Raw genomic sequence first — 14,661 nt, forward strand, 5'->3', positions numbered from 1 at the left:
GTGCCATGAACCTCAGGAACATATAAATATAAGGAGAACCTGATTCCGTGTTAACTCTGTTGCACCTACTTTCTGCAGTTGCTCTGTTGGTGTGGGGCACTCACATTGTGCGTACCGGCGTGATGCGTGTTTTTGGCGCGCGTCTGCGTACTGTTCTCAGCCGTAGCGTTGAAAAGAAACCGCTCGCCTTCTGCGCGGGCATTGGCGTGACTGCGCTGGTACAAAGCAGTAACGCCACGACCATGCTGGTGACCTCATTTGTCGCCCAGGATCTTGTCGCCCTAACGCCCGCGTTGGTGATTGTATTAGGCGCAGATGTGGGGACCGCGCTGATGGCGCGTATCCTGACCTTCGATTTGTCCTGGCTGTCGCCGTTGCTGATTTTCATCGGCGTGATCTTCTTTTTGGGGCGTAAACAGTCCCGGGTTGGGCAACTGGGGAGGGTAGGGATCGGCCTTGGTCTGATTCTGCTGGCACTGGAATTGATTGTGCAGGCGGTGACGCCGATCACGCAGGCCAACGGGGTACAGGTGATATTCGCCTCGTTAACCGGCGATATCATGCTGGATGCGCTGATTGGCGCACTGTTCGCCATTATCAGTTATTCCAGCCTGGCGGCGGTGCTGTTGACGGCAACCCTGACGGCGGCGGGGATTATTTCGTTCCCGGTGGCGCTCTGTCTGGTGATCGGCGCCAACCTCGGTTCCGGCCTGCTGGCGATGCTCAACAACAGCGCGGCTAATGCGGCGGCGCGTCGTGTGGCGCTCGGCAGTTTGTTGTTCAAGCTGGTGGGGAGTCTGCTGATTCTGCCGTTTGTGCACATGCTGGCGAACGCGATGGATGAACTGCCGCTGCCTAAATCTGAACTGGTGATCTACTTCCACGTCTTTTACAACCTGGTGCGTTGTCTGGCCATGGTGCCCTTTGCCGAGTCGATGGCGCGATTTTGTAAGCGTATTATTCGCGACGAACCGGAACTGGATGGTCACCTGAAACCGAAACATCTGGATGTCAGCTCCCTGGACACGCCGACCCTTGCACTGGCCAATGCCGCGCGTGAAGCGCTGCGTATTGGCGATGCCATGGAGCAGATGATGGAAGGGCTTAAGCGTGTGATGCACGGTGAGCCGCGCGAAGAGAAAGAGCTTCGCAAGATGGCGGATGATATCAACGTGCTGTATACCGCGATCAAGCTCTATCTGGCGCGGATGCCAAAAGAGGAACTGGCGGAAGAAGAATCTCGCCGCTGGGCTGAAATCATCGAAATGTCACTCAACCTGGAGCAGGCCTCCGATATCGTCGAACGGATGGGGAGCGAGATTGCCGACAAATCACTGGCGGCGCGCCGGGCCTTCTCCGTGGAAGGGCTGAAGGAACTGGATGCACTGTACGACCAGTTGCTCAATAACCTGCGACTGGCGATGTCGGTCTTCTTCTCAGGAGATGTGACGACCGCGCGTCGTCTGCGCCGGAGTAAACATCGTTTTCGTATCCTCAATCGCCGTTACTCTCATGCTCACGTTGACCGTCTGCACCAGCAGAACGTACAAAGCATTGAAACCAGCTCACTGCACCTGGGCCTGCTGGGGGATATGCAGCGTCTCAATTCACTGTTCTGTTCCGTCGCCTATAACGTGCTGGAGCAGGCGGATGAAGACGACGAGCGGGATGATTATTGATAAAACCGGAAACCTGATACGCATCGCGCTGTCAGGTTTCCGACTCACTCACGAATAACCCCCACGACTGAAAAGCGCCGTAGATCACATTTATCGCCAATGTGTTGCGCCACGATTATTTTTTCTCGCCCGCAAGGTGAGGTATATTTCGCTTTTACAGGAGAATTTATGTTGCCCGACTCATCCATCCGATTAAATAAATACATCAGCGAAAGTGGAATTTGCTCCCGTCGCGAGGCCGATCGTTATATCGAACAAGGCAACGTTTTCCTGAACGGTAAACGCGCCACCATTGGCGATCAGGTAAACCCTGGCGACGTTGTAAAAGTTAACGGTCAGTTGATTGAGCCGCGCGAAGCAGAAGATCTGGTGCTTATCGCCCTGAACAAACCGGTAGGCATTGTCAGCACCACGGAAGATGGCGAGCGTGACAACATCGTCGACTTTGTTAACCATAGCAAACGCGTATTCCCGATTGGTCGTCTGGACAAAGACTCACAGGGGCTGATCTTCCTCACCAACCACGGCGATCTGGTCAATAAAATCCTGCGCGCCGGTAACGATCACGAAAAAGAGTATCTGGTCACGGTGGATAAACCAGTGACGGATGAGTTTGTCAGTGGGATGGCGGCAGGGGTACCGATTCTTGGCACGGTCACCAAGAAGTGCAAAGTGAAAAAAGAAGCCCCGTTTGTCTTCCGTATCACGCTGGTGCAGGGGCTGAACCGCCAGATCCGCCGTATGTGCGAGCACTTTGGCTACGAAGTCAAAAAGCTGGAGCGTACGCGGATCATGAACGTCAGCTTAAGCGGTATTCCGCTGGGTGAATGGCGTGATTTAACCGATGACGAACTGATTGACCTCTTCAAGCTTATCGAAGGATCCTCTTCCGAGGCGAAGCCAAAAGCGAAAGCGAAGCCGAAAACGGCGGGCATCAAACGCCCGGTAGTGAAGATGGAAAAAACCAACGAGAAAGCACGCCCGGCGTCAAACGGTAAACGTTTTACGGCGCCGGGACGTAAGAAGAAAGGGCGCTAGTTAGCGTTTACCGCGCGTTGGCGTATTAGCCGACCAGGAAAAAGATGCCTCGGCATTCGGTTTATAAGCCTGCTTTTTCTTCAACTGGCGGGCTTTTTTTGCTTCTGCTTCCCGCAGCGCCATCAGTTTGTCGATGTATTCCTTTTTCACGCTGTTGGTCTCCGCGTTAGTCAACGGACGACCGTGTGCAATGCGGGCGCGGTCCAGCAGCGTTTTCAGTTCACGCTGTTCGCGTTCAGTCATCTCTTTTTGGGTAATGCGGGGGAGTGCCATAGGTGTGCCCTCAGTCAGCCAGATGACCCAGTGTACGGTAATTTGCACAAAAGAAACTAATCCTGAAAGACCCTCGCAAATTATTTATTCCTGACGTGACGAATCATCATCCCTCCACTAGCGTACCGGTAATGCTGTGAAGGCGCCTCTCTCAGCATATTTTCATCTATGTATAAAATTTTATACAGGGACGTGGTATGCTTTCTAAAAGGCCTTTGTTAAAGCCCATTGCCTGGGTTGGTAGTGCATTGGATGATTTATGTAGCTTTCCTGAAACGGTACGTAAAGATGCGGGGTATCAGTTACACCGCTTACAGGCAGGTCTGGAAGCAATGGATTGGAAATCCATGCCAGAGATAGGGCGGGGCGTTGAAGAGATCAGGTTGCGACACACTGTGGGGAGTTACCGGATCATTTATTGTGCTCGTGTTGGCGCTGCCTTGTATGTCCTGCACTCTTTCTGTAAGAAAACACAGCGCACTTCTGAGCATGACAAACATATCGCAAAAGTGCGTTATCAGGCAGTAATGCGTCAATGTAAGGGGCATCAATGAGTAACGCAATTGACAGTAAAATTCGGCACATCACATCGCCGGATACCAATATTTTTACTGAACTGGGTTTTGCTGAACCCGCCGCGCAAATGCTTCAGCAGGATTCTGAGCGCGAGGTAGAGCAACTTATTAACCTAAAAAAACAACTTATGCAGGAGATTTCGAGCTGGATTGGCGAGCATCAGCTAAAACAGGCCGAGGTCGCCATGAAGTTAAACATTTCGCGACCGAGAGTTTCGGATGTGGTGAATCAGAAAACCAGCAAATTTACGCTGGATGCGCTGGTAATGATGCTGGTTAAGCTGGGAAAGCCTGTAACGCTCCAGATAGGCTAGCAAGCCCGGCAACCTTGCCGGGCCAAAACTTATCCCTCGTTCACCACATCACGCGACTTTTCATCGATCGGCTTTCCTGACCAGTACCCTGCTAGCAGCGAGCCGGAAAGGTTATGCCAGACGGAGAACAGCGCGCCAGGCAATGCAGCGAGCGGGCCGAAGTAGATTTTGCCCAGCGCCGCCGCGAGGCCGGAGTTTTGCATCCCGACTTCAATGGCCAGCGTACGGCAGGTGGACTCGTCAAATCCGAACAGTTTCCCACCCCAGTAACCACCAAGCAGGCCGATGGTGTTATGCAGAATAACGGCGATAATCACCACAAAACCGACCGACGCAATATGCGATGCGGAACCGGCAACCACTGCGCTGATGATCGCCAGAATGCAGGCCATTGAAAAGGCGGGCAGGTACGGTTCCACCGCTTTCACGACGCGTGGGAAGAGATGGTGCACGATAAGCCCGAGGCCAATCGGGATCACCACGATTTGCAGAATGCTGAGCAGCATGCCCATCACATCCACCTGAATATGCGCGTCGACATACAGGCGCGTGAGTAGCGGAGTGGCAATGACGCCGACCAGCGTGGAAACGGACGAGATAGTCACCGACAGGGCTACATCGCCTTTCGCAAGGTAAATCATGACGTTGGACGCCGTGCCGCTGGCAACGCTGCCGACTAACACCATCCCGGCGGAGAGTTCCGGCGGCATCTTAAACAACAGCGCCAGCACCCAGGCGGCGAGCGGCATGACCAGATAGTGCAGGAATATCCCTGCCGCAACCGGCGCGGGGCGCGAAAGCACGCGTTTGAAATCGTCAATTTTCAGGTGCACGCCCATGCCGAACATAATCAGCATCAGCAGCGTGGCGACCCACGGGCCGATGGCGGTGAAGGTGGTTGGCGTGTTGTAGGCAATAACAGAGAGTAGCAGCGCCCATAACGGGAACAGCCGGGTCAGTACAGCGAGCATGTTATATTCCTTGCGATAATGTTGTGTTTGCTTGTTATAAAAAAGCCGGGTTCGAGCCCGGCTATTGTTATTATTTATCGTGTGTTCGAATTTTATTCAAACAAATTATGATGCAGTTTCTGCACCACTTGCTCGGCTTCGGTGCCAGGCACCAGGAAACAGAGGTTATGGCTGGAGGCGCCATAGCAAATCATACGGATGTTGAACGGCTCCAGTACGCCGAAGACCTCTTTACCTACGCCGCAGGCTTTTGACAGATCGTTGCCAATCAGCGCCACCAGCGCGAGACCTTCCTCGACCTCTACCCGACACAGTGCAGACAGCTCCATCAGCAGCGACTGCGTCAGCAGCGTATCGCCTGTAGAGGTGGAACCGGTGGTGTCCAGCGTCAATGCCACGCTCACTTCAGAGGTGGTGATCAAATCGACAGAGATATTGTGGCGCGCCAGAATGCCGAAGACTTCTGCGAGGAAGCCGCGGGAGTGCAGCATATTCAGGCTATGCAGCGTTAACAGGGTTTGTTTACGACGCAGCGCCAGCGCGCGGAACAGCGGCGGATTTTGCGTCTGGTTGCACACCAGCGTACCGCCTGCTTTTGGATCTTTGCTCGAGCCGACAAATACCGGAATATCACTGCGCACGGCGGGTAGCAGGGTAGCCGGGTGCAACACTTTCGCGCCGAAGGTGGCCATTTCCGCCGCCTCTTCAAAGGCAATTTCATCAATGCGCTGCGCGGAAGGGACGACGCGCGGATCGGTGGTGTAAATGCCCGGAACGTCCGTCCAGATATCAACGCGCGTCGCGTGTAGCGCTTCTGCAAGCAGCGCGGCGGTGTAATCGCTGCCGCCACGGCCCAGTGTCGTCGTGCGGCCCTTGCTTTCGCTGCCGATAAAGCCCTGGGTAATCACTAATCCTTCATTCAGTCGTGGAGCCAGCTGTTGCGCGGCCAGTTCGGACAGCGCCGCGATATCCGGCTCCGCACGACCAAAACGATCGTTGGTGCGCATCACTTTACGCACGTCAAACCACTGTGCCTGGACATTGCGCTCGCGCAGGATCTCCACAAACAGCAGGGTAGACATCAGTTCACCGTGGCTGACCAGTTCGTCGGTGAGTGCCGTCGAGGTAGCCAGCGACGCGGCTTCTGCCAGCGTGGTGATGTTTTCCAGCAGGCGTTCGATCTCTTCGCGGATCACGTTGGGATAACGTAAACGTTCCAGAATATCGAACTGAATTTTGCGGATAGCGTCGAGTTTCTCGAAACGCGCTGTCGGCTCCAGACCTTCAGCCAGGGCAACCAGCAGGTTGGTAATCCCGGCAGAGGCGGAAAGGACCACTAAACGGACGCTGGTATCGGAAAGCACCACGTCGGCGCTACGGTTCATGGCATCAAAATCGGCTACGCTTGTACCACCAAACTTGGAGACAACAATATTTGTCATTACAACCTCGTGTCAGGGAATGAAAAGAGCGACCATGGCACAAGGGCGAAACAAAAACCGGTGCAGGCGCAAATACCGTATTTATAAATAAAAGGTGTGGAGGACACTGTCAACGACGGGATTATGCGGATTTTTCATGCTGTCCTGGCTCTGAGTAACGGTGCTTATAACAGCTATACTCGTTGCCTGTGTGTTGACTACGCTCGTACGTCCAAATCGCTTACTTGAGTCAGCGATTTGGGTGCCACCGTCCTGCAACTCGAGGTATTGAGAGTACCTACTTTTTGCTGCTTTTCATCCGCGTTTGACACATGCCTGGGTTACGGCACTAAAACAATCACACTTTTCTGTGACTGGCGTTACAATCGATCTCAGTCACAATTCTCAAAATCAGAAGAGTATTGCTAATGAAAAACATCAATCCAACGCAGACCTCAGCCTGGCAGGCGCTACAAAAACACTTTGAAGAGATGAAAGACGTTACGATCGCGGATCTGTTCGCGAAAGATAGCGATCGTTTCTCTAAATTTTCTGCAACGTTCGACGATCTGATGCTGGTGGACTTCTCCAAAAACCGCATCACCGAAGAGACGCTGAGCAAGTTACAGGCGCTGGCCAAAGAGACTGACCTGGCGGGTGCCATCAAGTCGATGTTCTCTGGTGAGAAGATCAACCGCACCGAAGACCGCGCTGTACTGCATGTCGCACTGCGTAACCGTAGCAATACCCCAATCATCGTTGACGGCAAAGATGTGATGCCGGAAGTCAACGCGGTGCTCGAGAAGATGAAAACCTTCTCTGAAGCGATTATCTCCGGTCAATGGAAAGGTTACACCGGTAAAGCGATCACCGATGTGGTGAACATTGGTATCGGCGGCTCTGACCTCGGCCCATTCATGGTGACCGAAGCGCTGCGTCCGTACAAAAATCATCTGAACATGCACTTTGTCTCCAACGTCGATGGCACCCACATCGCCGAAGTGCTGAAAAAAGTAAATCCAGAAACCACGCTGTTCCTGGTGGCGTCTAAAACCTTCACCACGCAAGAAACCATGACCAACGCCCACAGTGCGCGCGACTGGTTCCTGAAGACCGCTGGCGACAACAAGCACGTGGCGAAACACTTCGCGGCGCTGTCTACCAATGGTAAAGCGGTGGGCGAGTTCGGTATCGACACCGCAAATATGTTCGAGTTCTGGGACTGGGTGGGCGGCCGCTATTCCCTGTGGTCAGCGATCGGCCTGTCGATCATTTTGTCCGTCGGCTTCGACAACTTTGTTGAGTTGCTCTCCGGCGCGCACGCGATGGACAAGCACTTCTCCACCACTCCGGCTGAGAAAAACCTGCCGGTGCTGCTGGCGCTGATCGGTATCTGGTACAACAACTTCTTCGGCGCAGAAACCGAAGCCATTCTGCCGTATGACCAGTATATGCACCGTTTCGCGGCCTACTTCCAGCAGGGCAACATGGAATCCAACGGCAAATACGTTGACCGTAACGGCAACGCGGTGGATTACCAGACTGGCCCAATCATCTGGGGTGAACCGGGCACTAACGGTCAGCACGCGTTCTATCAGCTGATTCACCAGGGCACCAAAATGGTTCCTTGCGACTTTATCGCACCGGCGATTACGCACAACCCGCTGTCGGATCACCATCCGAAACTGCTGTCTAACTTCTTCGCACAGACTGAAGCGCTGGCGTTTGGTAAATCCCGCGACGTGGTTGAGCAGGAATACCGTGACCAGGGTAAAGATCCGGCTACGCTGGATCATGTCGTGCCGTTCAAAGTGTTTGAAGGCAACCGCCCGACCAACTCTATCCTGCTGCGTGAAATTACACCGTTCAGCCTGGGCGCGCTGATTGCGCTGTATGAGCACAAGATCTTTACTCAGGGCGCAATTCTGAACATCTTCACCTTCGACCAGTGGGGCGTAGAGCTGGGCAAACAGCTGGCAAACCGTATTCTGCCGGAGCTGAATGATGATAAAGAAATTGACAGCCATGACTGCTCGACGAACGGTCTGATTAACCGTTATAAGCAATGGCGTGGGTAATTAATATTACGTAATGAATGCCGGCGAAATGCCGGCATTTTTTTATCGGATAATTCCTGTTGTCTGTGTTTTGGCGCTCATTCCTATATTGAGCTTAATCCTAAAATAACCAATAACCTGAAAATCACACTCTGCTATTTTCAGATAATACGGATAATTAAAAGCAATAATAAAATCACATATAAATGATTTTTAAGTGTTTTTTAATTTAAATTAAAAATGTTTTTATTCTAAAAGTCTAATCATCCTAAAACAGTCTTGCTATTTCCCCTCACGTCAGTTGGCTTGTCTTAATTGTGTATACTCGATCCCGCCTGAAATTATTTTGGGTAAATCTCCATTCATTCAATGAAGGGAAATAGCTATGAAAAAAGTTCTGTATGGCATTTTTGCCATCTCTGCGCTTACGGCAGCCTCCGCCTGGGCAACTCCCGTTCAGGTGGGAGAAGCGGCAGGTGCGGCAGCAACGTCGGTGTCGGCGGGAAGTTCCTCCGCCACCAGCGTAAGCACCGTAAGTTCTGCGGTGGGCGTCGCACTGGCGGCGACCGGCGGTGGTGATGGTTCTAATACCGGGACCACCACTACCACGACCACCCGTACCCAGTAATACCGGTACGTTTAATTCTAACCACACTTCGGTGTGGTTATTTTGCCCCTCTGGAGAAGAGTCGTGAAGCGACCTGTACTCATCGTCATTTGCCTGCTGCTACAGGCATGTTCAGCCACCACCAAAGGGCTGGGAAATTCATTGTGGGAAAGTCTGTTTGGCACCCCGGGCGTGCAACTGACGGACGATGATATTCATAACATGCCCTACGCCAGCCAGTATATGCAGCTTAACGGCGGGCCTCAGCTGTTTGTGGTGCTCGCTTTCGCAGAGAACGGGCAGCAGAAATGGGTGACGCAGGACCAGGCCACTCTGGTGACCCAGCATGGCCGTCTGGTGAAAACACAGCTCGGCGGTGACAACCTCATTGACGTGAATAACCTCTCCGCTGACCCGCTGGCAAAACCTGCGCAGATTAGCGATGGCGCAACGTGGACCCGCACGATGGGCTGGACCGAGTATAAGCAGGTGCGCTACGCCACCGCCCGCTCGGTCTTCACATGGGCTGGCACCGACACCCTCACACTCGGCAGTGAAGTGACGCCGGTGCGTGTGCTGGATGAAGCCATCACGACCGATCAGACACGCTGGCATAACCGCTACTGGATTGACAACGAAGGACAGATTCGCCAGTCAGAGCAGTACCTGGGGGCAAATTTCTTCCCGGTAAAAACCACGCTCATTAAGGCGGCGAAACAATGATGAAACAGTCTATTGCGGCGCTGATCCTCAGTCTGAGCGCGTCATCTGTGTTTGCTGCGGGCACCGTTAAGGTTTTCACCACAGGCAGTACAGAGCCGAAAACACTGGCCGGTGCGGAACATCTGATTGACCTGGTAGGCCAGCCCAGACTGGTGAACAGCTGGTGGCCTGCTGCGGTCATCAGCGAAGAACAGGCGACCACCACGGCGCAACGTGAGCAGCAGGCGCTGTTAGCGCGTCTGGCGGCGTATGGGAGAGACGATAACGGCGGAGATGCTGCGGCAATCAGCGTGCTGAGCCAGCAAATTCAGGCACTGAAGGTGACCGGCAGGCAATTTATTCCTCTCGATCCGGACACCGTACGCGTCGGTGAGCGGAGCAATCCGCCGCTGCAGGGAAATTACACCCTGTGGGTGGGGCCGCAGCCAACGAGCGTCACGCTGTTCGGTCTGGTGAGCCGACCGGGTAGCCAGCCGTTTACCCCCGGTCGCGATGTTGTGAGCTACCTCGAAGGACAAAGCCTGATCGCTGGGGCGGATCGCAGCTATGCATGGGTCGTTTATCCCGACGGACGCACACAAAAAGCGCCGGTGGCGTACTGGAATAAACGCCACGTTGAGCCAATGCCCGGCAGCATTATTTTTGTCGGTCTTTCCGATTCCGTCTGGAGTAGCACCCCCGATGCGCTTAATGCCGACATTCTTCATACCCTGACGCAGCGGATACCCGAATAATGAAAAAAATACATCTGCTCAGCATACTGGCGCTGGGCGTCAGCGCGGCGTGTCACGGTGAAACGTTTCCCGCTCCCATTGGGCCGTCACAGTCTGATTTTGGCGGCGTGGGGCTGTTGCAAACGCCCACGGCGCGCATGGCGCGGGAAGGTGAGATGAGCCTGAACTACCGTGATAACGATCAGTACCGCTACTACTCCGCCTCCGTGCAGCTTTTCCCGTGGCTGGAAACCACGCTGCGCTACACCGACGTCCGCACGAAACAGTACAGCAGCGTGGAGTCGTTTTCCGGCGATCAGACCTATAAAGATAAAGCCTTCGACGTGAAATTGCGTTTGTGGGAAGAGAGCTACTGGATGCCGCAGGTGGCGGTCGGCGCGCGCGATATTGGCGGTACCGGCCTGTTCGATGCGGAATACATCGTCGCCAACAAAGCCTGGGGACCGTTTGATTTCTCGCTGGGCCTCGGCTGGGGCTACCTGGGCACCAGCGGCAATGTGAGCAACCCATTTTGTTCCGTCAGCGACAAATATTGCGATCGCGATAACAGCTATAAACAGGCGGGCTCTGTCGATGGCAGCGAGATGTTCCACGGCCCGGCATCGCTGTTTGGCGGTGTGGAATACCAGACCCCCTGGCAACCGCTGCGCCTGAAACTGGAATACGAAGGCAATAACTATCAACAGGATTTTGCCGGTAAGCTGGAACAGAAAAGCAAGTTTAACGTCGGCGCCATTTATCGCGTTACCGATTGGGCCGACGTTAACCTCAGCTATGAGCGCGGCAACACCTTCATGTTTGGCGTCACGCTGCGCACCAACTTTAACGATCTGCGCCCCACTTACAACGATAACGCCCGACCGAAATACCAGCCAGAGCCGCAGGACGCCATCCTCCAGCATTCGGTGGTGGCCAATCAACTGACATTGCTGAAATACAATGCCGGGCTGACGGATCCGAACATTCAGGTGAAAGGCGACACGCTGTACGTCACCGGCGAGCAGGTGAAATACCGCGACTCCCGCGAAGGGATCGAGCGCGCTAACCGGATCATCATGAACGATCTGCCTGAGGGGATCCGCACGATCCGGGTGACGGAAAATCGGCTCAATATGCCGCAGGTGACGACCGAAACCGAGGTTTCCAGCCTGAAGCGTCATCTGGAAGGCGAACCTCTGGGTCACGAAACCCCACTGGCGCAAAAACGCGTGGAGCCGGTGGTGCCACAAGCCACGGAACAGGGTTGGTATATCGATAAATCGCGCTTTGATTTCCACATCGATCCGGTGTTGAACCAATCCATTGGCGGCCCGGAAAACTTCTATATGTATCAGTTGGGCGTGATGGGAACGGCAGATCTGTGGGTGACGGACCATCTGCTCACCACCGGTAGCCTGTTCGCGAATATCGCCAATAACTACGACAAGTTTAATTACACCAATCCGCCAAACGACTCTCAGCTGCCGCGCGTGCGTACCCACGTGCGTGAATACGTTGAGAATGACATTTACGTTAATAATCTGCAGGCCAACTACTTCCAGTATCTGGGGAAGGGTTTCTACGGGCAGGTCTACGGCGGTTATCTGGAGACCATGTTCGGCGGCGCCGGGGCAGAAGTGCTCTATCGTCCGGTAGACAGCAACTGGGCGTTTGGTCTGGATGCTAACTATGTGAAACAGCGTGACTGGCGCAGCGCGCAGGACATGATGAAGTTTACCGACTACAGTGTGAAGACCGGTCATTTAACGGCGTACTGGACGCCGTCGTTTGCCCAGGATGTGCTGGTGAAGGCGAGCGTCGGGCAGTATCTGGCGGGAGATAAAGGCGGCACGCTGGAAATAGCCAAACGCTTTGATAGCGGTGTGGTGGTAGGCGGTTACGCGACCATCACTGATGTATCGCCGGATGAGTATGGGGAAGGGGACTTCACCAAAGGCGTCTATATCTCCGTTCCGCTGGATCTGTTCTCTTCCGGACCGACCCGTAGCCGCGCGGCGATCGGCTGGACGCCGTTGACACGTGATGGCGGCCAGCAACTGGGTCGCAAGTTCCAGTTGTACAATATGACCAGCGATCGCAGCGTGAATTTCCGTTGATGGGGATTTGCCGGATGGCGCTGTGCTTATCCGGCCTACGGTCCTGTAGGCCCGGTAAGCGTAGCGCCACCGGACGATTTACAAATGGCGTAACAATTTTGCCGGATTTCCTGCGTACACCCCTTTTTCGGTAATTGATTTTGTCACCACGCTGCCTGCGCCAATCACGCAGCCATCGCAGATGCTGACGGCCAGAATCGTCGCGCCGCTGCCGATGGAAACCTCATTGCCAAGGGTAATTCGCCCCCAGCTGCTACGGTCGGCATTGGGTTTTCCTTCCCGAAACATATCGTTGGCGAACATCACGCCGTGCCCGATAAAGCACCGGCTTCCGACAGTGACATATTCGCAGATAAAGGTGTGCGACTGGATTTTGGTGTCGGCGCCAATCTGCGAGTTGGCCTGGATTTCAACGAAGGGCCCCACAAAGACGTTGTCGCCGAGCGTGCAGTCGTAGAGGTTTGCGGGTTCATAAATCACCACATTTTCGCCGCAGATAACGTTACGGACGGTTGACTGTTTTAACTGCATTTTTCATTTTCCGTTGAAATCAGTTGAAGCAATGATGATCGCCTGTTGACTCTGCCTGAACAAAATATAAACAAAAAATGTAGATCTCTGTCACATTTCTGCGTTATACAGGAACCTCGCTACTGAGAAAGAGGTGCTGTTATGACGTCGCTATCTCGTCCGCGTGTTGAGTTTATCTCCACGATCCTACAGACCGTGCTGAATCTTGGACTGTTGAGCCTGGGTCTGATCCTGGTCGTCTTTCTTGGCAAAGAGACCCTGCATCTGGCGGATGCGCTGTTCGCGCCTGAGCAAACCAGCAAGTATCAGCTGGTGGAAGGGTTGGTGGTCTATTTCCTCTATTTTGAGTTTATCGCGCTGATTGTGAAGTATTTTCAGTCAGGCTTTCACTTTCCGCTGCGTTACTTTGTCTATATCGGGATCACGGCCATTGTGCGGTTGATCATCGTCGATCATAAATCTCCCATGGATGTATTGATCTACTCGGCGGCGATCCTGCTGCTGGTGATCACCCTGTGGCTGTGTAATTCAAAACGGCTAAAACGGGAATAAAAAAAAGGGCGCTCCGTAGAGCGCCAAATCACAGTCACAAGTTGGGATAACGTAAGTTGAGGGTAGCAGTGGCATTGCCCGTTGCCGGGCGGGTCTAACACAGGTACTTCGATGAAACTTAGCCTTTCACACCGCCTGCCGTCAGGCCGTTAACCAGCCAGCGCTGCGCCAGCAGGAACACGAGGGTGATTGGAATCGCAGAGAGTACGGCGGCGGCGGCAAAGTCGCCCCACAGGTAGTTTTGTGGGTTGAGATATTGCTGCATACCGACGGCCAGGGTGTAGCTATTCACATCTCGCAGCAGCAGAGAGGCGACTGGCACTTCGGTGATGGCGGCGATGAACGACAGAATAAACACCACGGCCAGAATCGGTACGGAAAGTGGCAACAGCACCAGGCGGAAGGCCTGCCATGGGGTTGCGCCATCCAGCGCGGCCGCTTCTTCCAGCGAGCCGTCGATAGTTTCGAAATAGCCCTTAATGGTCCACACGTGCAGCGCAATGCCGCCCAGATAGGCGAAGATCACCCCGCCGTGGGTATTCAGACCGATAAACGGAATGTACTGGCCGAGGCGGTCAAACAACGCGTACAACGCCACCAGAGAGAGCACCGCCGGGAACATCTGGAAAATCAGCATCCCTTTTAGCAGGGTCGCTTTACCTGGGAAACGCATACGGGCAAAGGCGTAAGCACAGGTCGTGGAGAGCGTGACGATACCAACCGCGGTGATGCCCGCAATTTTCACCGAGTTCCACAGCCACAGCAGTACCGGGAATGGCGGTGGAGTCACGCGGCCATCAGCATGTTCAACGCTGAAGCCCAGCGCCAGCCGCCAGTGCTCCCAGGAGATGTTTTCCGGGATCAGGCTCCCGGTGGCGAAGTTACCTTCGCGCAGTGAGATAGCGATAACCATCAGCAGCGGGAACATGATGGCTGCGATGAAGATCAGCAGCAGAAGATGCGTGGTAAACAGGCGCAGTTTCTGAGATTTCGGTTGTACCATAGCCATAATTTTCATTACTCCTTAGCATCGCTCCAGGCTATTTTGCTTGCCATTTTGAACCCGGGCAGTGCTCAAAATCCTCACGTA

At 54.0% G+C, this 14,661-nt stretch carries 15 protein-coding genes; 10 read left to right on the forward strand and 5 right to left on the reverse strand.

Annotation, left to right across the window (positions count from 1 at the left end; all coding sequences use genetic code 11):
- The first annotated feature begins 47 nt into the window (after positions 1–47).
- Positions 48–1,679, forward strand: a complete 1,632-nt coding sequence (locus AC07UY_RS15370; protein WP_494660362.1) for a Na/Pi cotransporter family protein — start codon at positions 48–50, stop codon at positions 1,677–1,679.
- Positions 1,680–1,847: 168 nt separating this feature from the next.
- A complete protein-coding gene (rluF, locus tag AC07UY_RS15375; protein WP_203359318.1) occupies positions 1,848–2,717 on the forward strand; it encodes a 23S rRNA pseudouridine(2604) synthase RluF in 870 nt (289 codons plus the stop codon).
- On the opposite strand, the gene AC07UY_RS15380 is transcribed toward rluF, so the two are convergent.
- Entirely contained in the window at positions 2,718–2,990 is a 273-nt protein-coding gene (locus tag AC07UY_RS15380) for a YjbD family protein (RefSeq protein ID WP_494660438.1), read from the reverse strand. It lies immediately after the preceding gene.
- A 197-nt stretch (positions 2,991–3,187) separates the two neighbouring features.
- On the opposite strand from AC07UY_RS15380, the gene AC07UY_RS15385 reads away from it, so the two are divergent.
- Together AC07UY_RS15385 and AC07UY_RS15390 are read left to right on the forward strand one after the other, a co-directional pair.
- Positions 3,188–3,544 (forward strand): type II toxin-antitoxin system RelE/ParE family toxin, encoded by a 357-nt coding sequence (locus AC07UY_RS15385; protein ID WP_494660363.1) that lies wholly within the window; start codon positions 3,188–3,190, stop codon positions 3,542–3,544.
- Complete coding sequence (locus AC07UY_RS15390) at positions 3,541–3,879, forward strand: helix-turn-helix domain-containing protein (RefSeq protein WP_494701492.1); 339 nt, start codon at positions 3,541–3,543, stop codon at positions 3,877–3,879. Before AC07UY_RS15385 ends, AC07UY_RS15390 begins: the two co-directional genes overlap by 4 nt.
- Before the next feature lie 29 nt (positions 3,880–3,908).
- Here the strand turns inward: AC07UY_RS15390 and panS are convergent, their stop codons facing one another.
- Together panS and lysC are read right to left on the reverse strand one after the other, a co-directional pair.
- On the reverse strand, positions 3,909–4,850 hold the full coding sequence (gene panS / locus AC07UY_RS15395; protein ID WP_494701493.1) for a ketopantoate/pantoate/pantothenate transporter PanS: 942 nt from the start codon (positions 4,848–4,850) through the stop codon (positions 3,909–3,911).
- Positions 4,851–4,942: 92 nt separating this feature from the next.
- Positions 4,943–6,292, reverse strand: coding sequence for a lysine-sensitive aspartokinase 3 (gene lysC / locus AC07UY_RS15400; RefSeq protein WP_203359314.1), 1,350 nt, complete (start codon positions 6,290–6,292; stop codon positions 4,943–4,945).
- Between the two features lie 407 nt (positions 6,293–6,699).
- Between lysC and pgi the strand changes: the two genes are divergently transcribed.
- The 5 genes from pgi (at position 6,700) to AC07UY_RS15425 (ending at position 12,488) form a co-directional block, all read left to right on the forward strand.
- Positions 6,700–8,349: a glucose-6-phosphate isomerase gene (gene pgi, locus AC07UY_RS15405; RefSeq protein WP_494701494.1), complete on the forward strand. Its 1,650-nt coding sequence runs from the start codon at positions 6,700–6,702 to the stop codon at positions 8,347–8,349.
- A gap of 364 nt (positions 8,350–8,713) precedes the next feature.
- Positions 8,714–8,956, forward strand: coding sequence for an exopolysaccharide production protein YjbE (gene yjbE, locus AC07UY_RS15410; protein ID WP_494660366.1), 243 nt, complete (start codon positions 8,714–8,716; stop codon positions 8,954–8,956).
- Positions 8,957–9,019: 63 nt separating this feature from the next.
- A complete protein-coding gene (locus AC07UY_RS15415) occupies positions 9,020–9,658 on the forward strand; it encodes a YjbF family lipoprotein (protein ID WP_494701495.1) in 639 nt (212 codons plus the stop codon).
- Positions 9,655–10,392, forward strand: coding sequence for a capsule biosynthesis GfcC family protein (locus AC07UY_RS15420; protein ID WP_494701496.1), 738 nt, complete (start codon positions 9,655–9,657; stop codon positions 10,390–10,392). Before AC07UY_RS15415 ends, AC07UY_RS15420 begins: the two co-directional genes overlap by 4 nt.
- Positions 10,392–12,488, forward strand: a complete 2,097-nt coding sequence (locus AC07UY_RS15425) for a YjbH domain-containing protein (RefSeq protein WP_494701497.1) — start codon at positions 10,392–10,394, stop codon at positions 12,486–12,488. The genes AC07UY_RS15420 and AC07UY_RS15425 overlap by 1 nt, the downstream gene beginning before the upstream one ends.
- Before the next feature lie 78 nt (positions 12,489–12,566).
- Here AC07UY_RS15425 and AC07UY_RS15430 read toward each other — a convergent pair whose 3' ends face one another.
- Positions 12,567–13,019: an acyltransferase gene (locus tag AC07UY_RS15430; protein WP_494701498.1), complete on the reverse strand. Its 453-nt coding sequence runs from the start codon at positions 13,017–13,019 to the stop codon at positions 12,567–12,569.
- 141 nt (positions 13,020–13,160) lie between these two features.
- Between AC07UY_RS15430 and psiE the strand changes: the two genes are divergently transcribed.
- Positions 13,161–13,571: a phosphate-starvation-inducible protein PsiE gene (gene psiE, locus AC07UY_RS15435; RefSeq protein WP_276293176.1), complete on the forward strand. Its 411-nt coding sequence runs from the start codon at positions 13,161–13,163 to the stop codon at positions 13,569–13,571.
- A gap of 118 nt (positions 13,572–13,689) precedes the next feature.
- Here the strand turns inward: psiE and malG are convergent, their stop codons facing one another.
- Complete coding sequence (malG, locus tag AC07UY_RS15440) at positions 13,690–14,580, reverse strand: maltose ABC transporter permease MalG (RefSeq protein WP_494660371.1); 891 nt, start codon at positions 14,578–14,580, stop codon at positions 13,690–13,692.
- Positions 14,581–14,661: the final 81 nt, after the last annotated feature.

Source organism: Citrobacter sp. GW821-FHT02E08 (assembly GCF_059421685.1).

What these genes read in the sequence shown, in the direction of transcription:
- rluF (WP_203359318.1), top strand. Translation starts at nt 1,848, where the DNA reads ATGTTGCCCGACTCATCCATCCGATTAAATAAATACATCAGCGAAAGT.
- AC07UY_RS15385 (WP_494660363.1), top strand. Translation starts at nt 3,188, where the DNA reads ATGCTTTCTAAAAGGCCTTTGTTAAAGCCCATTGCCTGGGTTGGTAGT.
- AC07UY_RS15420 (WP_494701496.1), top strand. Translation starts at nt 9,655, where the DNA reads ATGATGAAACAGTCTATTGCGGCGCTGATCCTCAGTCTGAGCGCGTCA.
- pgi (WP_494701494.1), top strand. Translation starts at nt 6,700, where the DNA reads ATGAAAAACATCAATCCAACGCAGACCTCAGCCTGGCAGGCGCTACAA.
- AC07UY_RS15380 (WP_494660438.1), bottom strand. Translation starts at nt 2,990, where the DNA reads ATGGCACTCCCCCGCATTACCCAAAAAGAGATGACTGAACGCGAACAG.
- AC07UY_RS15390 (WP_494701492.1), top strand. Translation starts at nt 3,541, where the DNA reads ATGAGTAACGCAATTGACAGTAAAATTCGGCACATCACATCGCCGGAT.
- panS (WP_494701493.1), bottom strand. Translation starts at nt 4,850, where the DNA reads ATGCTCGCTGTACTGACCCGGCTGTTCCCGTTATGGGCGCTGCTACTC.
- yjbE (WP_494660366.1), top strand. Translation starts at nt 8,714, where the DNA reads ATGAAAAAAGTTCTGTATGGCATTTTTGCCATCTCTGCGCTTACGGCA.
- psiE (WP_276293176.1), top strand. Translation starts at nt 13,161, where the DNA reads ATGACGTCGCTATCTCGTCCGCGTGTTGAGTTTATCTCCACGATCCTA.
- lysC (WP_203359314.1), bottom strand. Translation starts at nt 6,292, where the DNA reads ATGACAAATATTGTTGTCTCCAAGTTTGGTGGTACAAGCGTAGCCGAT.
- malG (WP_494660371.1), bottom strand. Translation starts at nt 14,580, where the DNA reads ATGGCTATGGTACAACCGAAATCTCAGAAACTGCGCCTGTTTACCACG.
- AC07UY_RS15430 (WP_494701498.1), bottom strand. Translation starts at nt 13,019, where the DNA reads ATGCAGTTAAAACAGTCAACCGTCCGTAACGTTATCTGCGGCGAAAAT.
- AC07UY_RS15425 (WP_494701497.1), top strand. Translation starts at nt 10,392, where the DNA reads ATGAAAAAAATACATCTGCTCAGCATACTGGCGCTGGGCGTCAGCGCG.